At 61.7% G+C, this 18,553-nt stretch carries 12 protein-coding genes; 5 read left to right on the top strand and 7 right to left on the bottom strand.

The window, feature by feature from the left end; all coding sequences use genetic code 11:
• Positions 1-593 (top strand): copper homeostasis protein CutC (locus MOV61_RS20120; protein WP_247137829.1); only part of this gene is annotated, 593 nt, incomplete at its 5' end.
• 174 nt (positions 594-767) lie between these two features.
• On the opposite strand, the gene MOV61_RS20125 is transcribed toward MOV61_RS20120, so the two are convergent.
• From MOV61_RS20125 to MOV61_RS20145, 5 genes are all read right to left on the bottom strand, one after another.
• Complete coding sequence (locus MOV61_RS20125) at positions 768-1,418, bottom strand: helix-turn-helix domain-containing protein (RefSeq protein WP_247137830.1); 651 nt, start codon at positions 1,416-1,418, stop codon at positions 768-770.
• Between the two features lie 117 nt (positions 1,419-1,535).
• Positions 1,536-1,886 (bottom strand): hypothetical protein, encoded by a 351-nt coding sequence (locus MOV61_RS20130; RefSeq protein ID WP_038549318.1) that lies wholly within the window; start codon positions 1,884-1,886, stop codon positions 1,536-1,538.
• A 117-nt stretch (positions 1,887-2,003) separates the two neighbouring features.
• Positions 2,004-2,624 (bottom strand): response regulator FixJ, encoded by a 621-nt coding sequence (fixJ, locus tag MOV61_RS20135; protein WP_038543629.1) that lies wholly within the window; start codon positions 2,622-2,624, stop codon positions 2,004-2,006.
• A complete protein-coding gene (locus MOV61_RS20140) occupies positions 2,611-4,128 on the bottom strand; it encodes a PAS domain-containing sensor histidine kinase (RefSeq protein WP_038543626.1) in 1,518 nt (505 codons plus the stop codon). The genes fixJ and MOV61_RS20140 overlap by 14 nt, the downstream gene beginning before the upstream one ends.
• 243 nt (positions 4,129-4,371) lie before the next feature.
• On the bottom strand, positions 4,372-5,352 hold the full coding sequence (locus MOV61_RS20145; protein WP_247137831.1) for a tripartite tricarboxylate transporter substrate binding protein: 981 nt from the start codon (positions 5,350-5,352) through the stop codon (positions 4,372-4,374).
• A gap of 159 nt (positions 5,353-5,511) precedes the next feature.
• Here MOV61_RS20145 and MOV61_RS20150 point away from each other — a divergent pair, with 159 nt between their 5' ends.
• From MOV61_RS20150 to MOV61_RS20160, 3 genes are all read left to right on the top strand, one after another.
• Entirely contained in the window at positions 5,512-7,053 is a 1,542-nt protein-coding gene (locus MOV61_RS20150) for a UbiD family decarboxylase (protein ID WP_247137832.1), read from the top strand.
• Between the two features lie 215 nt (positions 7,054-7,268).
• Positions 7,269-9,452, top strand: a complete 2,184-nt coding sequence (locus MOV61_RS20155) for a bifunctional diguanylate cyclase/phosphodiesterase (RefSeq protein WP_247137833.1) — start codon at positions 7,269-7,271, stop codon at positions 9,450-9,452.
• Between the two features lie 175 nt (positions 9,453-9,627).
• A complete protein-coding gene (locus MOV61_RS20160) occupies positions 9,628-12,555 on the top strand; it encodes a PAS domain-containing protein (RefSeq protein ID WP_247137834.1) in 2,928 nt (975 codons plus the stop codon).
• A gap of 28 nt (positions 12,556-12,583) precedes the next feature.
• Here MOV61_RS20160 and MOV61_RS20165 read toward each other — a convergent pair whose 3' ends face one another.
• Positions 12,584-13,072 (bottom strand): MgtC/SapB family protein, encoded by a 489-nt coding sequence (locus tag MOV61_RS20165; RefSeq protein ID WP_247137835.1) that lies wholly within the window; start codon positions 13,070-13,072, stop codon positions 12,584-12,586.
• 93 nt (positions 13,073-13,165) lie between these two features.
• Complete coding sequence (locus tag MOV61_RS20170) at positions 13,166-14,422, bottom strand: AGE family epimerase/isomerase (RefSeq protein WP_247137836.1); 1,257 nt, start codon at positions 14,420-14,422, stop codon at positions 13,166-13,168.
• 193 nt (positions 14,423-14,615) lie between these two features.
• On the opposite strand from MOV61_RS20170, the gene metH reads away from it, so the two are divergent.
• On the top strand, positions 14,616-18,389 hold the full coding sequence (gene metH / locus MOV61_RS20175) for a methionine synthase (protein ID WP_247137837.1): 3,774 nt from the start codon (positions 14,616-14,618) through the stop codon (positions 18,387-18,389).
• Positions 18,390-18,553 lie beyond the last annotated feature (164 nt).

The raw sequence follows: 18,553 nt of genomic DNA on the forward strand, positions 1-18,553 counted from the left end.
AGGCGCCGATCCCGGTCTACGCGATCATCCGGCCCCGCGCCGGCAGTTTCGTCTACGACGCCGACAACGAGGCGGCGATGATGGCCGATATCGATGGGGTGCGGGCGGCGGGGCTTGCGGGTGTCGTGATCGGCGCAAGCCGCCCGGACATGACGCTCGACATGGCCGTGCTCAAGCGGCTGATGACGCATGCGCAAGGGTTGGGCGTAACGCTTCACCGCGCCTTCGATCTGGTGCCCGATCCGTTTGAAGCACTCGAACAGGCGATCGATCTCTGCGTCGAGCGTGTCCTGACCTCCGGCCTCAAAGTCAGCGGCCCTGACGGCGTCGAGATGTTGAAGATGCTTGTCGAGCGGGCGGCAGACAGGGTGTCGATCATGCCCGGCGGCGGCATCAATCTGACGACCGTCGAACGGGTGGTGCGCGAAACCGGCGTGCACGAGGTCCACAGCTCCTGCCGGCGGCCTGTCGAAAGCAAGGACGAACGTGCGATTGCCTTCGGTTTCCAGGCGCCTGTTTCCCATGAGACGAGCAGCGAGATCGTCCGGCATATGCGCGCTTTGCTCGATGAATTGGAAGTGGCGCGGGACTGATGCTCAGGTGTCTACCGGTCGGCAGGCACGACTTTGCGGCAGGTCGCCGGGGGACGATGACCTGCCGCTTAGCAGTGAGGGAGGATGTTACGAAATTGAGGAGATATGCACTTCCATGGTCAGCGGACGGCCGCCACCGTCCGCTCATGCACTGCTATGCACTTTCATTCACTGTCATGCGCAGAGGCTGCGGAGTGCTTCGTGCTTCTTGATTTCGATGCAACGAATGCTCCGCAGTTTGATAAGGCCGGCCGCACGGAGTTTTGCGAAAACGCGCGACACCGTTTCGATCGTCAGGCCTAAATAGTCGGCTATATCAAGCCGGGTCATGGGTATGTCGAAATGTTCGAGCCCGCCCTGGCGTTCCGCCATGTCGACGAGAAAACCGGCGATCCGTTCCACCGCCGTCTGGCGGCCGATCATCATGATATGTTCCTGGGCGCGCAGCATGCCGCGCAGCGCCAGAGAAAGCAGTTCCGGCAAGGCCTGGTCGTTGGCGGCGCGGCTGATGGCGCGCAGCCCGGTCGGAGCGATGGCTTCGGCGAAGAAACTATGGGTCCGGTCAGCCTCGAACCCGAAAGTTTCTCCGGCCAGATGGAAGGCAATGACCTGCCTCCTTCCGTCCGACAACAGGCGGTGGATCCGCACGGCGCCGAATTCGACGTGATAGAATGTTCCTGCCTTGTCGCCGGGGGCATAGATTTCCGCGCCGGCATTGAAGGTCGTCACAGAATTGGCCCGGAAGAGACCCGCGGTCTGGGGTGCGATCACGATCTGGCTCTTGGTGAGCTCCAATTTCGTGGCATGAGCGGCTGCGGTGTGCATCTTCACGTCTCCCCTTGCTGTAGTCTCAAGATGCCAGAAGACGTGCAGGGGGAAAATTGGGTTGTATCACTAGGGGGATTTACGTAGGGCAGGCGGGAAAACGGCAGCCAACGCGGCTCAGGCTGTCAGCGCAAGGTCCTTGACGAGACCCAGGAGATCGGCCCCGTTGAACGGTTTGGTGAGGCTCTGGATCGGGCCGAGCTCGTCTTCGATGGACGGAGACATGCCGTCGGTAAGCAGGATCACGGCCTCGCCCGACTGGAGCAGACGCTGCAGCGCGTCGCTCGAAGCACGCAGCACCTGATCGTCGATGATCATGCAAAGCGTCTGGCCGGCGGTGATGGTGCCTTTGCGCCAGGATTCGTGAGCCTCGACGTGATAGCCCTCCACCTCCAGTGCGAATGTCAACGACTGCCTGAGACCGAGATCGGGCGCGATGACAATTATGGTTCTCGCTTGTGATAACACCGAATTTCCCGCGCGGGTGGGGCAGCCGGAGAGCTGCTGAAGGGAGACATCTAGTGCCTGCGGGGGGACCTGCGCTTTGCGATAGATCAAGAAAGTTTCAATAAATTTTAGGGGCCATCAATTGGGACCGAAACCGGCAGCCATTGCCATGCGAACGAGCTGTGGCAAGCTTTTCGCCTTCATCTTGCTCATGACGTTGGCGCGATGCACCTCGACGGTGCGGGGGCTTATGTCGAGATCGTAGGCGATCGACTTGTTCGGCAGACCGGCAACCACGGCGGCCAACACCTGCCTCTCCCGATCGCTCAGGCTTTCAAGCCGTGTCTGAACCTCGGCCAGGTCGTCGGTATCGAGCGTTTTGTCCGACAGCAGCTCGGCGGCCCGCTGGATCGCTTCGATGATGACCGTGTCCCCAAAAGGTTTTTCGATGAAGTCGATGGCGCCCGCCTTCATCGCCTCCACTGCCATCGGCACGTCGCCATGGCCGGTGATGACGATCGACGGAATGCCGGCGCGGCTGGAGGTCAGCTTGCGGATCAGCTCGACGCCGGTCATATCCGGCATCCTGAGGTCGGTGACCAAAACACCGTTCCTGACGCTCGGCGCGAACTGCAGGAAAGACGAGGCGGTTTCATGCATGCGCACGGCAAAGCCATTCATGGTCAGCATGAAGGCGAGGGACTTTCTGACCGGCTCTTCGTCGTCGACGATATGGATCGTGTAGTCACCCGTCTGCATTTTCGCGTTCCTCCTTGTCGATCGGGAGTGTGAAACGGAACGTCGCTCCTCCGGCCGCGTTGCGCGTCACCGTCATCTCGCCGCCATGCGCTTCGACGATGCGCTTGGAAATCGAAAGCCCTATCCCCATGCCGCCGGCCTTGGTGGTGATGAAGGGTTTGAAAAGCTGCCCGGCGATCTCTTCGGGAATGCCGGGGCCGGTATCCTGGACGATCACCTGGATCATGTCTTCGTTTTCCTGGAGCGTGCGGATGACCAGTTCCCGCCGCTGGCTGTCGCGCATCGCCTCGATGGCGTTGCGCATCAGGTTGGTGAGCACCTGCTGAACCTGGATGCGGTCGACGGTGACCATTTCCGGCCCTTGCGCGAATTCGAAGATCGCGCGGACGCCTTTTTCGCGCGAGCCGACCAACGCCAGAGCGCCGGCTTCCTCGACCAGACGGCGGATGTTCTCCGGCGCCTTTTCCGTCTCGCCCTTGGTCACGAATTCCCTGAGATGCTTTATGATCTGGCCGGCCCGGAGCGACTGATGCGCCGTCTCTTCCAAAGCTTCGCGCATGCGCACCGCGACGGCTTCGTCCATGTCGCGCAGAAGGCGCGCGCAGCCGTGCACATAATTGGCAATCGCCGAGAGCGGCTGGTTCAGTTCGTGGGCGAGGGTGGATGCCATTTCGCCCATTTCGTTGAGGCGGGCGAGGCGCGCGAGTTCCCCCTGGATCTCCTGCAGGCGTGCAGCCGATTCCTCGCGTTCGGTCAGGTCCCGCACGAAGCCGGTGAAGAAGGTTTCTCCGCCCGTATGGGTCTCTCCGACTGCAAGCTTCATCGGGAAGGTCGAGCCGTCCTTGCGTCGTCCGACGACCACGCGGTCCATGCCGATGATCCGCCTTTCACCAGTCCTCAGATACCTTTCCATGTAGCCGTCGTGTTCGCGGTGGTAGGGTTCCGGCATCAGCATGCGCAGGTTCTGGCCGACCACCTCATCCTCGCTATAGCCGAACTGGCGGATTGCTGCGGCATTGAAGGAGACGATCGTGCCGTCCCTTGTGCTGACGATGCTGGCATCGAGAACCGTGTCGAGCACGGAGCGAAGATGCGCTTCGCGGGAGTCGGCCTTCGCCTGGGCTTTTCCGATCGCCTTGCGGGCAGAGTGAAGTATTTCGCCGAGCAGCGCGATCACCACGCCGACGATGCCGATCATCGCCATTTCCGTGAAATTGGCCCCCCGCGGCGTCAGCTCCTTGATCACGTAGGCTGCCAGAACAGAAAGCAGCACGGTGAAAAGCGAGGCCCGCATGCCGCCGATAAGGGCGGCAACGAGGATCGGCGGAATGAAGAATGTGAAGGGCGCCTTGTCGTCAAGAACGCCGTGCAGCGAGAAGCGCAGCGCAAACGCAACCAGCACGCAGATGGTCGCAATAAAATAGACTTCCGCGGCTGAAAACCGACGGCTCAAGAAAGACTGAATATAGTCATCCTTCTTTTCGGCGAACGTCTTGGAAGCCATGATGCTTATCCGAAGCCGATCGTCTGCAGGAGGAACCCCATTCCCTTGTGCATATGAAACCTGACAGCCTGTCCTTAAACTGGTTCTAGCATGAGCGCGGATGCGGCGTCCAACGGCGGAAACCGTCGTGACCTAAAAAACATATAGTTTTGCGTGGTTTCTTATGTCCGGTGTGAAATCGCGGGCGGGTGCCCGCGCAGGTCGGAAGCGGTGCCGTGGGGGCAGAGCCGGAGGTCCGATTCCTCACTGTTGCGGGATATTGGCGATTTTGACGTAGTCGGCCCAGGCCGCTACTTCCTTCTTCAGGTATTCCTGGCCTTCTTCCGGTGTCGAGACGAACACGTCGCCGCCCTGGTCGGTCACGAATTTCTTGACGTCTTCCTGGGCGAGAACCTGCCTGGTCCAGCCATTGATCTTGTCGACGATATCCTTCGGTGTCGCCGAGGGGACCATCATCGCGAACCAGCCGACCTGGTCCATCGGGTAGCCGGATTCCGTCATGGTCGGAACGTCGGGAGCGCCCGGAATGCGCTTGGCGGAACTGACCGCCAGCAGGCGGTAGCGGCCTTCGCGAAGCTGCGACAGGGAGAAGACCGGATCCTGGGCGGCGAAGGCCATCGCACCGCTCAAAATGTCGTTCATCGAATCGGCGCTGCTCTTGTAGGCGACTTCAACCGTGTCGAGGCCGGCTTCCTGCTTGTAGATGGCGGCGAGAACCTTGCCCGACGTGTTGTTGATGGCGTAGCTCGCGTTGGAGCCTTCCTTCTTCAGGTATTCGGTCAGTTCCTTCATGGTCTTGATCGGGCTCGATACCGGAACGGCGATCATGTGCGGCTGCTTGTTGACGGTGGCTGCGACCTGCAGGTCCTTCACCACGTCGAAGGGCGGCGTCTTGAACATGTGCATGTTGCCGGCAACGGCGCTGCCGGTATGGAAGAAGATCGTATAGCCGTCCGGCTTGGAGCGCGTGACGTACTGGCCGGCTATATTGCCGCCGGCGCCGGGCTTGTTTTCGACGATGATGGTGGCGCCCGAAACCTTGGCGATCTTTTCGGCGAAAAAGCGGACGATGACGTCGGCGCCGCTGCCTGCCGGGAACGCACAGATCATGCTGATGGTCTGATTTGGGTAATTCGCCTGGGCCGCGGCCGGCGAAAGCCCGAAGGCGCTGCCGGCAACGGCGACCGATGCGGCAAGCACGAAACGACGTGTGATAGTCTGCATGAATTCCCTCCCATGGATGACCCGGTCTTGCAGTCGACGCTGGCCGATCACACCTCCCCGATGCGACCTGATACAACATTGTATAATTATATTTGATTTAATCAACTGTTCTGGCTAGAAAACATCCCACGCAGAAACGCGTTTTCGGGAGAGGACAAAATGACCGTCAATACGACAACTCAATCCGCCGCCGCACTTGATCTCGACCGTTTCCGGTTGAAGAATTTCGTCGAGAGCCTGAGCGCGGACGAGCTCGATATCCGTGAGGAGAAGGTCGATCTGGCCGATGTCGCGGCGATCCTGCAGAACAACCCGAAGGCCGTCTGGTTCAAGAATACCGGCCCGGAAGGCCAGCAATTGGTCGGCAACGTGGTCGGAAGCCGTTCCCGTCTCGCCAAGGCTTTCGGCGTGCCGGCCGGCGAGGTGGCGCTCGAGATGCGCCGCCGCCTGTCGCTGAAGCCGGAACTGGTGAAGCTTTCCGGTGGCGAAGCGCCCGTGCAGCAGGGCGTGTTGACAGGCGCTGATGCCGATCTCCTCAAGCTGCCGGTCCACGTGCAGCACGCGCTCGACGGCGCGCCCTACATTTCCGCGACGATCGACTACACGATCGACCCGAAGGACGGCCGCTACAATTGCGGCATGCGCCGGCTGATGCTGCGCGGCCCGCAGGAAGCCGGCGTCGACCTGATCGCGCCGAGCGACCTGCGCGTCATGTACATGGCCGCGTCCGGGCGCGGCGAGCGGCTGAATGTTGCCTATGTGGTCGGCTGCCACCCGATCGACATGGTGTCCGCCACCATGAAGGAACCGGTCGACGAGCTGGAGCTGATCTCGTCGCTCCGCGGCGCGCCGCTGCCGGTCGTCAAATGCGTGACCAGCGACATCATGGTCCCGGCCGATGCGGAAATGGTCATCGAAGGTTATTTCGATGAGCGCGGCTATGTGGAGAAGGAAGGCCCGTATGGCGAATATCTTGGCTACTACGGCGTCGTGAAGACCAACCCGGTCTTCCATGTGACCGCGATCACCCATCGCAAGGATGCGCTGTTCCAGACGGCGACCATCTCCGGCAATCGCATGGACTTCACCGATACGTCCAACCTCGAGGCGCTGCGCATGGAGATGAACGTCTGGAAGACGCTCGGCGAGGTGGTGCGCCAGCCGGTTGCCGTCTACGCGCCGGTCGCCGCCGGTGGATCGATGAGCATGCGCTTCTCGATCCGCCAGACCTATCCGGGCGAGGCCCGTTCGGCGCTCTACGCCGTTCTCGGCGCCGTCGGCGTCAAGAACGTCTTCGTCGTCGATCCGGATATCGACATTTTCGACGACAGCCAGATGGAATGGGCGTTCGGCACCCGTTTCCAGGCCGACCGGGATCTGGTGATCGCAACCGGTGTTCGGCTGTCGCCGCTCGATCCGTCGCTTCACGGCTCCCGTTCCGGTGCCAAGGCCGGCTACGATCTCACCTGGCCGATGCAGCATGCCCAGAACTGGGAACTCGTCACGCCGCAGGCCCCGTCCTATCCCGGCAAGCGTTTCCCCTCGCTCGAAGCGGCTCTGAAGGACGGCGCAAAGCATTTCGAGGAGCTGATGGCGGCGGTCGGCAGTCGCGACGGTCGCGAAGTCGTCCGCGAACTCGACACCTTCCGCTCCAGGGGACTGGAGCGCGACGAGCGGGGCCGTTACTACCTTCCCCTATAAGTTGTTCCATTTCCGGGCACTGTGCCTAATCGAAACGACCTTCCGGGTGCAAATCCGGAAGGTTTTTCATTTTAAGTCGAAAAAGCTCTCTTCCATCCCGTTAAACGGGTGAGGCCCCGGCCAAACACCATTCATTTCTTGGGGGCACCTCGTTATGCTTTCTCTAATGGATGGATTTCTATGGTGCGGTACTACCGCCCGCCTCCGGAGCAGAGATGTCCCACGTCGACAGCATCGATATTGCAGAGCGCAGACGGCTCGACGCTCTGGCAAGTTACCGTATTGCGGGTTCCGGGCCCGAAAACCGTTTTGATCGCATCTGCCGTTTTGCCTCGGAGCTTTTTTCCACGCGCATGGCTTTCGTGACGCTGATCGAAGAGGATCGGCAATGGTTCAAAGCCTGTTCCGGTCTCGATATCGAGGAGACCCACCGATCCGAATCCTTTTGCGATCACACGATCCGCACGGATGATGTTCTCGTGGTGTCCGACGCGCGGCACGACGCACGGTTCTCCAGCCTGCCGATCGTCACCGGCGAACCCTTCATCCGGTTTTACGCCGGAGCGCCGCTGGTCTCGCCGGACGGTTTTCGGATCGGAGCGCTGTGCATCGCCGACACGCAGGTGCGCGAAAGCTTTTCCGAGCGGGAAAGGCGGACGCTCGCGGGCCTTGCGGCCATGGTCATGGAGCACATGGAATTGCGTCGCGAGGGCATACCGCAGGCGACGGCTGCCAACTTTGCGAATGCGACCGATCTTTCGCTGGTTACCGTCGATCCCACCGGCCGGATTGAATTCGTCAACCAGGCGGCGCTCGACATGTTCGGTTTCGGACGGGAGGAGATGATCGGCGGCTCGCTCGATATCATCGTGCCGGAGCGATTCCGCGCGGCCCACAATGCCGGTCTCGCGCGCGTGGCCGCAGGCGGCAATTCCAAGCTCAAGGGCAAGACCGTCGAGGTGTCGGCCCGACGCAAGGATGGTACGGAGTTTCCGATCGAGATGGCCCTTTCGATCTGGCACGATCAGCGCGGCGTCGGCGTGGGCGCCATCATCAAAGACATATCCGAACGCCGCGACCGCGACGTCCGGCTCCTGAGGCTGGCAAGCCAGGATACGCTCACCGGCCTATGCAATCGGCCTCGTTTCGAGGACCTTCTGCGCGAGGAACTGGCGCGCAAGCGGCCGCTTGCCGTGCTGCTCTTCGATCTTGACGGCTTCAAGGACGTCAACGATCGGCTGGGGCACGGCGTCGGCGACTCCCTGCTGCAGGCGATCGGTGTAAGATTGCCGGCGGTTCTTGACCGTAACGTCACCGTATCCCGGTTCGGCGGCGACGAGTTTGCCATTCTCATTCCCGGAACAGGCGATCCCCTTATCGCCCAGAAGACCGCAAATGCGGTCATCGAGGCTTTCAAGATACCGTTCGAGGTTGCCGGGCACACGTTCCGTGTCGGGGCGAGCGTCGGTTTTTCGCTCGCTCCCAATCATGGTTCGGATGCGGAGGAACTGATCGCCAGCGCCGATTTCGCGCTCTATCGGGCCAAACAGGCCGGCGGCCGCGTCGTGCGCATGTTCGAACAGTCGATGCGCAACGAGACCCTGGCAAGGCGAACGCTCCGGGACGAATTGCTGCGGGCTTTGAACAGGCACGAGCTCGTGCTGCATTATCAACCGCAGGTGACCATCGAAACCGGCGAGGTGTTCGGCGTCGAAGCATTGATACGCTGGCAGCATCCCGAACGCGGTCTCCTGCCGCCCGCCGCCTTCCTTCCGGCTCTGGAGCAGAGTTCAATCGCGCTCGACGTCGGCTTGTGGGTGCTTGACGAGGCGGGTCGCCAGATGGCCGCCTGGAATGCAGCCGGTTATCGGCCGATCAAGATGGGCGTCAATCTGTTCCCCGCGCAGGTTCGGGCCGGCGATCTGGCGCGCAGCGTCGTCGACCTGATCGCGCGCTACGCTCTCGATCCGCGGCTCCTGGAGATCGAGATCACCGAAACGGTCACGCTCAACGACGACGATCAGTCGCTCGAGTCAATTCAGGCGCTGAGCGAACTCGGCGTCGGCATTGCTTTCGACGATTTCGGCACGGGCTATGCTTCGCTCGGTTCGCTGCAGCGCTATCCGCTGACGACGCTCAAGATCGACATGGGCTTCGTCCGGGACCTCCTGACCAAGCCGCGCGACGCCGCCATCACCCGGGCGCTAATCATGCTCAGCAAGGAACTGGGGCTGAAGACGATTGCCGAGGGTATCGAGACCGAGGAGCAGGAGGCGGCGCTTCGCCTGATGGGCTGCGAGGCGGGGCAGGGCTATCGTTACGGCAAGCCGATGCCGGCCGACGAGGTTGCCCGGCTCTTCGTCCAACCGATCGAAAAGCAGCGTATCCGGATCAAGTAATCCGGCATGATGCGCGCCAGGGCCGGTGCCCAAACCGGACGTCAAACCGGGACATCAGTATCCTTTGGCGATCGCGACAATCCCGTGGGTGATTTCCTGGGCGGGCCTGATTTCAATTGTCAACAATCGCGGAAACTCTATAACCTGATGATGCATTTGGCATCAGGGACGGCGCATGTTCAGACTGACGGAGCTTTCCGAAATCGATCTGAATCAGTTGTTCAATCTCGCACCCAACCCCTATGTCATCCTCGACCGGGAGTTGCGGCTTGTCGGGATGAACGATGCCTATCTGGCGGTGACGGGGCGTAGCCGTCAAGAGCTTCTCGGCCGCAACATGTTCGATGCGTTTCCGAGCGAGCCGGCGTCCGTCCCGGGCCGGCTGCTGCGCCAATCCTTGGCCAAGGTCCTTTCCACTGGTGAGGTGGATCACCTTCCGCTCATTCCCTATCCGATCCCGGGCCCCGACGGGGAGCTTGAGGATCGTTATTGGAGCGCCACCCATACGCCGATCAAGGACGAGGCGGGGCAGCTGATCTTTATCCTGCAGCACACCGTGGATGTGACCGAACTTCACCTGCTGCGCAGCCGGTCTGCGGGCGACGCCGGCCTGCAGTTTCATACGGATCTGATGCGCCGGGCCGATGCCGTCCAGGGGCAGAATGTCGCGCTTGGCGAGGAGCGGGAATATCTGCGCATGCTGTTCGAGCAGGCGCCCGGCTTCATGGCGGTGCTGCGCGGCCCGGAGCATGTTTTCTCGATCGTCAACAGGTCCTACCGGGCGATCGTCGGGCGTGAGGACCTGATCGGCAAGACGGTGCGCGAGGCTCTGCCGGATATCGACGGACAGGGTTTTTACGAGCTTCTCGACGAGGTTTACCGAACGGGTACTCCCTATAGCGCCTATGGCGCGCGCGTCGTTCTCCAGCACTCTGAAAACGCTCAGCCGGAAGAGCGGTTTCTCGATTTCGTCTTCCAGCCGATCCGTGATCGCGACGGCATGGTCAGCGGCATTTTCGTGCAGGGTCAGGACGTCACGGAACTTCGCCGCGCACAGGAGGCTGCCCGCGAAAACGAGGACCGGTTCCGGACGCTTGCCCAGTCATTGCCGACGCATGTGTGGACGGCGACGCCGGATGGCCGGATGCAGTGGTGCAACGACCAGATCTTTACCTATAGCGGCCTGGAATCCTTCTATTTCGACAGGGAGCGCCGCTCCGACATGCTGCATCCGGACGATTCGCCCCGGATCGCTGCGGCCTGGGGAGAAGCGATCCGCGTCGGGGGTCGTCTTGAGACGGAGATCCGCCTGCGCCGCCACGACGGCGTCTATCGCTGGTTCATCAGTCGCGCGGTACCGATCAAGAATGCCGAGGGCGAGATCACCCTCTGGGTCGCCACCAATACCGATATCGACGAGCAGAAACAGACCGAATCGGAGCTTTCCAGCCTCGCCGAAACCCTCGGCCACCGAGTCGAGGAAAGAACGATCGAGCTCGAGCGGACGCAGGAAGTGCTTCGCCAAAGCCAGAAGATGGAGGCGATCGGCAATCTCGCCGGCGGCATCGCCCACGATTTCAACAATCTCCTGCAGGTGATCACCGGCAATCTCCAGCTTCTCGGGCGGGAGTTCGCGGGCAATGAAGTTGCCGAAAGACGGTTGAACAGCGCGCTTGCAGGGGCGTCGCGCGGCGCCCGGCTTGCCTCGCAGCTTCTCGCCTTCGGCCGCCGCCAGCCGCTTTCGCCGAAGGTGATCAATCTGAGCCGCCTGATCCGCGAGATGGATCATCTTCTGAGGCGCAGTCTCGGCGAAGCGATCGAGATCGACACGATTGTTGGCAGCGGGTTGTGGAATACGTTGGTCGATCCGAGCAATGTCGAGAACGCCCTCCTCAATCTCGCCATCAATGCACGCGATGCGATGAACGGGCAGGGCAAGCTGACGATCGAACTCGGCAATGTCTATCTCGACGACGAATATGCGCGGCACGCGTTCGACATGGAGGTCGGGAAATATGTGATGCTGGCGGTCACCGATACGGGTACGGGCATGACGGCCGACATTCTGGACAAGGTCTTCGATCCCTTCTTCACCACCAAGCCGGAAGGCAAGGGGACAGGGCTTGGCCTGTCGATGGTCTATGGCTTCGTCAAACAGTCGGGCGGCCATATCAGGATCTACAGCGAGCCGGGCAACGGCACCACCGTGCGGATATATCTTCCGCGATCGATGGAGGAAGAGGATTTGGTCGGCGAAAATGCCAGTGGTGCGGCCTTGGGCGGCGATGAGACGATCCTGGTCGTCGAGGACGACGAAGCGGTGCGAGAAATCACCGTCAGCCTGCTCGCCGAACTCGGTTATCGGGTCCTGCGGGCCAAGGACGCCGACAGCGGGCTTGCGATCGTCGAAAGCGGCGTGCCGATCGACTGCCTGTTCACGGATGTGGTGATGCCGGGGCGGTTGAAGAGCAGCGATCTCGCCAAGCGGGCCAAGGAGCGGCTGCCGCATCTCGGCGTGCTGTTCACCTCGGGTTATACCGAAAATTCGATCGTCCACGGCGGACGGCTCGATCCGGGGGTCAACCTGCTGAGCAAACCCTATACGCGGGAGGCACTCGCCCGAAAAATCCGCCAGGTGATCGACCAGAGCCGGCAGGCTCCGTCGCCGCGCTTGCCCGAAAGTCCTCCCGAGATAATTTCGGTTCAGCCGGCCGTCGAGCAGCCATCGGCGCCGGATCTGCCGATCGCGGTTCTGCTGGTCGAGGACGAGGCGCTGATCCGCATCTCGACGGCGGATTTCCTGCAGGATGCCGGCATGACCGTGGTCGAGGCGGGATCGGCAGCCGAGGCGCTTGCCGCAGGCGGCAGCCAGACGATCGACATCCTCGTCACCGATGTGCATCTGCCGGAAATGAGTGGTTTGCAGCTTGCCTTGAAATTGCGTGAAACGCTTGCCGATCTGCCGGTGATCTTTGCCACCGGCGACCGCAACGTGCCGGGATCGGAAGAGCTCGGCCAGACGGCGCTGATCACCAAGCCTTACGATTACGAGCTGCTGACGACCCGCATACGGTCTATGGTGACGCCACGGTCGGGGGGCTGAGCCGCATTCGTCTTTTGCGACTAAGCCGTTATTCGTCGTCTTTCATGCCCACTGCGACCTCGGTTTTGCGCAGCAGCCACAGGATGACGATGCCGGCGCTGGTCGCGGCCACTGCGACGATCCACATGCCGAGGCCGATGCAGAGCCCGATCGCACCCGACAGCCACATGCTGGCGCCGGTCGTCAGGCCCTTTACATCGCCGCGCATCTGGAAAACGACGCCGGCGGCAAGGAAGGCAATTCCGGCGGTGACGGCCTCGATGAGGCGGATCGGGTCGATCCGGACGGTATTGGGCTGGTTGCCGAACTCATGCATGATCTGCAGGCCGACCAGCGTGAAGACGGCAGATGCGAGGCCGATCAGCATGTTGGTACGCAGACCTGCGGAATTATTGCGAAATTCGCGTTCGAGGCCGATCAGGCCGCAGAGAAACGCGGCGCCGACCAGCCTCACCAGAAGCACCTCGATCGCAACGGGCGCCTCGTGCGAAAACTCCTCCGCGAGAACGTTGAGCATGGTCGCGATATCCCGATGTTATCCGTGATGTAACACCGGAAACCGACGCAGGCGTATATGGTTCCGTCAGCTCTGGGTATTGGCGCGAAAGCCTCAGATACGGCCGTCGGCCTCGACGATGACCTTCGTCAGGCTGCCGTTTGCCGGAAAGAGCGGGATGAGGCAGGCCTGCAGGGCGTGGTAGATATCGCCCTTGCCGGGGAAAAGAGTGTGGGCCGGGACGAGGTCCTCGGTCAGTTCCTCGTGCCAGCCGCCGTTTTTGTGATCGATGAAGCGGTTGGCGATCGTGCCCCAGATCCGCCTATAGCTGTCCTCGTAGAAATTGTCGGCCGGCAGGTGCTCGTTGAGGAAATGCGCGGCACCGGCCGCCTCGCACATCGGCCACCAGAGCTTGTTGGTCTTGGCGGGCTTGTCGCTCCAGTCGAGTGTGTAGAAGAAGCCGCCCCTTTGGCTGTCCCAGCCCAGTGACATGGACTGGACGAACAGCGATTTTGCCGCGTCCGGCATCCAGCCGTGCTTTTTATCCCCGAGCGTCCAGAGCTGCAGCAGGAGGCGCGACCATTCCAGCCAATGGCCGGGCGTGGTGCCGGCGGGGCGGAACATCTCGTCGGGATGGTAATAGTCCTTGTCGACCGTCCATTCGGGATCGAAATGTTCGGCGACGCGGAAACCGACGCCGCCGGCAGAGCGGCGGATGACGAGGTCGGCGATGCTTGTCGCCTTGTCGAGATAGGCCGTCTCGCCGGTCGCCTCATAGGCTGCCATCAACGCTTCGGTCAGGTGCATGTTGGAGTTCTGGCCGCGATAGCTGCCGCCATCGATCGGTGACCAGTCACGATTGAACTCCTCCGCGATCGCGCCATGACGCGGTTCCCAGAACCTGGTTTCGAGGACCTCGGTAATGTCGGCCAGCATGCGGTCGGCGAGCGGATGGCCGATGACCTTGGCGGAGGCGGCGGCGAGCAGCACGAAGGCATGGCCGTAACCCTGCTTGGCGGCGTCAGCCGCGCCGTCATCATTGACCTGCCAGAAATAGCCGCCATATTCCGTGTCGCGATGGCGCTCCCAGAGGGTGCGCATGCCGTGGTCGACGATATCGCCGGAGCCCGGCCGGCCAAGCAGATGGCCGATCGAAAAACAGTGGACCATGCGCGCCGATGCATGAATGCCCCGGGTCGGATTGGCGCCGCCAATCGGTGAGCCCTGGTCGTCGAGATCAAAGAAGCCGCCCTTCGGGTTCATTGCCCGGACCTGAAAGAAATCAAAGAGTCCGTCCGCCTGATCCAGGAGCCACCGACGATGATAGGGAAGGCTCGCCCAGTTGGCTTCTGTCTGACGCGTGTCGCTCATGAAAACCTCGGAATCGCTGTGGCGGGGCAGTGGGATCAGAACGCCTATAGCGCCCCGCGAGTTGCCTGTCATCGCTCTTATCAAATCGATTATTGCGCGCATACTCATATGACACTTCTGGAAGGTTATATATTGACATAAACATATCTTTATGCGGTTATTGAACGAAATCGAAACGATGAAGGGCTGTGCTATGTTCGACGAACTCTTTGGTGCCGAAGCCGCCGCTCGCGATGGCGCAGAGATTCTGGCGGCACTCAAGGCGGCTGCGCGCGAGCGCATCCTGATCATCGATGGCGCGATGGGCACCGAAATCCAGGGGCTCGGTTTCGACGAGGGGCATTTTCGCGGTGAGCGGTTTGCCGGTTGCGCCTGCCATCAGCAGGGCAATAACGACCTCCTGATCCTGTCGCAGCCGCAGGCGGTCGAGGATATCCATTACCGTTATGCCAAGGCAGGCGCCGACATCATCGAGACCAACACGTTCTCGTCGACCCGTATCGCCCAGGCCGACTACCAGATGGAAAACGCGGTCTACGACCTCAACCGCGACGGCGCGCGGCTGGCGAAGCGCGCGGCATTTCGGGCGCAGAAGGAAGACGGTCGTCGCCGTTTCGTCGCCGGCGCCATCGGCCCGACCAATCGCACGGCCTCGATCTCGCCCGACGTCAATAATCCCGGTTACCGGGCGGTGACATTCGATGATCTCCGGCTCGCCTATGGTGAACAGCTCGACGGGCTGATCGACGGCGGCGCCGACATCATCCTGATCGAGACGATCTTCGATACGCTGAACGCCAAGGCGGCGATCTTCGCCTGCGCCGAGCGGTTCGAGGCAAAGGGCATCCGCCTGCCGGTGATGATTTCGGGCACGATCACCGACCTTTCCGGCCGCACGTTGTCTGGTCAGACGCCGTCGGCCTTCTGGTCCTCCATCCGTCATTCCAAGCCCTTCACCGTCGGGCTGAACTGCGCGCTCGGCGCCGATGCGATGCGGCCGCACCTGCAGGAACTGTCGGGCGTCGCCGACACGTTCATCTCCGCATATCCGAATGCCGGCCTGCCGAATTCGTTCGGCGGCTACGACGAATCGCCGGAAGACATGGCTCGCCAGATCGAAGGGTTTGCGGCGGAAGGCCTGGTCAACGTCGTCGGCGGCTGCTGCGGTTCGACGCCGGAGCATATCCGCGCGATTGCCGAAGCGGTGGCGCCGCACAAGCCGCGCGAAGTGCCTGAGCACCGGCCGTTCATGTCGCTGGCGGGCCTGGAACCCTTCGAGTTCACCAAGGACATCCCCTTCGTCAATGTCGGCGAGCGCACCAATGTCACCGGTTCGGCGAAATTCCGTAAACTGATTACCGCAGGCGATTTTACCGCGGCGCTGGCCATTGCCCGCGACCAGGTGGAAAACGGCGCTTCGGTCATCGACATCAACATGGACGAAGGCCTGATCGACTCGCAGCGGGCGATGGTCGAATTCGTCAACCTGATCGCCGCCGAGCCGGATATCGCTCGGGTGCCGATCATGCTCGACTCCTCGAAGTTCGAGATCATGGAAGCGGGCCTGAAATGCGTGCAGGGCAAGCCGGTCGTCAACTCGATCTCCATGAAGGAGGGCGAGGAAAAATTTATCGCCCAGGCCAAGCTGCTGCGCAATTATGGTGCTGCCGTCGTGGTCATGGCCTTCGACGAGCAGGGCCAGGCAGATACCTACGAGCGCAAGGTGGCGATCTGCGAACGCGCCTACAAGCTCCTAACCGAAGAGGCGGATTTCCCGCCGGAAGACATCATCTTCGACCCCAACGTCTTTGCGGTGGCGACGGGTATCGAGGAGCATAACAGCTACGGTCTCGCCTTCATCCAGGCGACCAAGACCATCCGCGAGCGCATGCCGCTGGTGCATATCTCTGGCGGTGTCTCCAACCTGTCCTTCTCGTTCCGCGGCAACGAGCCGGTGCGTGAGGCGATGCATGCCGTGTTCCTCTACCACGCCATCCAGGCGGGCATGGACATGGGCATCGTCAATGCCGGCCAGCTGGCGATCTACGAGAACATCGATCCGGAACTGCGCGACGCCTGCGAGGACGTCGTGCTCAACCGTCGCGACGATGCGACGGAACGGATGCTCGAACTCGCCGAGCGTTATCGCGGAACCGGGGCCAAGGAAGCCAAGGAGAGAGACCTCGCCTGGCGTGAATGGCCAGTGGAGAAGCGCCTTTCGCATGCGCTCGTCAACGGCATCAACGAGTTCATCGAGGGCGATACCGAGGAGGCGCGCCAGAATGCTGAGCGGCCTCTGCATGTGATCGAGGGTCCGCTGATGGCCGGCATGAACGTGGTCGGCGACTTGTTCGGATCCGGAAAGATGTTCCTGCCGCAGGTGGTGAAGTCCGCCCGCGTCATGAAGCAGGCCGTCGCCGTGCTTCTGCCCTATATGGAAGAGGAGAAGCGCCTCAATGGCGGCGATCAGAAAAAGTCCGCCGGCAAGGTGCTGATGGCGACCGTCAAGGGCGACGTCCACGATATCGGCAAGAACATCGTCGGCGTCGTGCTCGCCTGCAACAATTACGAGATCATCGATCTCGGCGTGATGGTGCCGGCGACGAAGATCCTGGAAACGGCGATTGCCGAGAAGGTCGACATCATCGGGCTTTCCGGCTTGATCACCCCGTCGCTCGACGAGATGGTACATGTGGCGTCGGAAATGGAGCGCCAGGGGTTCGATATTCCACTGCTGATCGGCGGGGCGACGACCAGCCGCGTCCATACGGCCGTGAAGATCCATCCGCGCTATGATCGCGGCCAGGCGATCTACGTGACCGATGCCAGCCGCGCGGTCGGCGTCGTGTCCGCGCTTCTGTCCGAAGACGGAAAGCCGAGCTATATCAGCACGGTGCAGGCGGAATATGCCAAGGTTGCCGCGGCACACGCACGCGCGGAAGCGGAAAAAACCCGCCTGCCGATCGGCCGCGCACGCGACAATGCCGAGAAGGTCGACTGGTCGTCCTACCGGCCCAAGAAGCCGCAATTCACCGGAACGAAAGTGTTCGAGACCTACGATCTGGCGGAACTGGCGAAATATATCGACTGGACGCCGTTCTTCCAGACCTGGGAACTGAAGGGCCGTTTCCCGGCGATTCTCGAAGACGAGAAACAGGGCGAGGCGGCGCGCCAACTCTATGCCGATGCGCAGGCGATGCTCGACAAGATCATTGCCGAAAAATGGTTCCGGCCGCGGGCGGTGATCGGCTTCTGGCCGGCCAATGCGGTCGGTGACGACATCCGCGTTTACACCGATGAAAGCCGCAACGAGGAACTGGCGACCTTCTTCACACTGCGTCAGCAGCTTTCGAAGCGGGACGGTCGTCCGAACGTCGCGCTGTCGGATTTCGTCGCCCCGGTTGCGACAGGTCTCGACGACTATGTCGGCGGTTTCGTCGTCACGGCCGGTATCGAGGAAGTGGCGATCGCCGAGCGGTTCGAGCGGGCGAACGACGATTACTCATCGATCCTCGTCAAGGCGCTCGCCGACCGCTTCGCGGAAGCCTTCGCCGAATGCATGCACGAGCAGGTCCGCAAGGAATTCTGGGGTTACGCGCCGGACGAGAATTTTTCCGCGGAAGAGTTGATCACCGAAGCCTATCACGGCATCCGCCCGGCGCCGGGTTATCCGGCCCAGCCCGACCATACGGAAAAGGCGACGCTGTTCCGGTTGCTCGACGCGGAAGAGGCGACCGGCGTCGTTCTGACGGAAAGCTACGCGATGTGGCCCGGCTCATCGGTCTCCGGCCTCTATATCGGCCATCCGGCATCCTATTATTTCGGGGTGGCGAAGGTCGAGCGCGATCAGGTCGAGGACTATGCCAAGCGCAAGGGCATGTCGATCGAGGAGATCGAGCGCTGGCTCGGCCCGGTCCTCAACTACGTGCCGGTGTCCGGCCAGGATGCGGTCGACGACGCGGCCTGAGAACACCGCCGCCTGAACTGCTCAAATGCAAAACGGCATCCGTGAGGATGCCGTCAGACTGCTGACAAACCCGTCGATATTTTCGGCGGGTTTTGTTTTTGTGGATTTGTTTTTCCGCCGGGAGGTCTTGGCGGGAGGCGCAGAAGGATGGGCTGGCTCATGCC

The sequence above is a fragment of the Neorhizobium sp. BETTINA12A genome, assembly GCF_023006485.1.
GTDB lineage: Bacteria > Pseudomonadota > Alphaproteobacteria > Rhizobiales > Rhizobiaceae > Neorhizobium.

What these genes read in the sequence shown, in the direction of transcription:
- MOV61_RS20155 (WP_247137833.1), top strand. Translation starts at nt 7,269, where the DNA reads ATGTCCCACGTCGACAGCATCGATATTGCAGAGCGCAGACGGCTCGAC.
- fixJ (WP_038543629.1), bottom strand. Translation starts at nt 2,624, where the DNA reads ATGCAGACGGGTGACTACACGATCCATATCGTCGACGACGAAGAGCCG.
- MOV61_RS20160 (WP_247137834.1), top strand. Translation starts at nt 9,628, where the DNA reads ATGTTCAGACTGACGGAGCTTTCCGAAATCGATCTGAATCAGTTGTTC.
- metH (WP_247137837.1), top strand. Translation starts at nt 14,616, where the DNA reads ATGTTCGACGAACTCTTTGGTGCCGAAGCCGCCGCTCGCGATGGCGCA.
- MOV61_RS20125 (WP_247137830.1), bottom strand. Translation starts at nt 1,418, where the DNA reads ATGCACACCGCAGCCGCTCATGCCACGAAATTGGAGCTCACCAAGAGC.
- MOV61_RS20170 (WP_247137836.1), bottom strand. Translation starts at nt 14,422, where the DNA reads ATGAGCGACACGCGTCAGACAGAAGCCAACTGGGCGAGCCTTCCCTAT.
- MOV61_RS20140 (WP_038543626.1), bottom strand. Translation starts at nt 4,128, where the DNA reads ATGGCTTCCAAGACGTTCGCCGAAAAGAAGGATGACTATATTCAGTCT.
- MOV61_RS20165 (WP_247137835.1), bottom strand. Translation starts at nt 13,072, where the DNA reads ATGCTCAACGTTCTCGCGGAGGAGTTTTCGCACGAGGCGCCCGTTGCG.
- MOV61_RS20150 (WP_247137832.1), top strand. Translation starts at nt 5,512, where the DNA reads ATGACCGTCAATACGACAACTCAATCCGCCGCCGCACTTGATCTCGAC.
- MOV61_RS20145 (WP_247137831.1), bottom strand. Translation starts at nt 5,352, where the DNA reads ATGCAGACTATCACACGTCGTTTCGTGCTTGCCGCATCGGTCGCCGTT.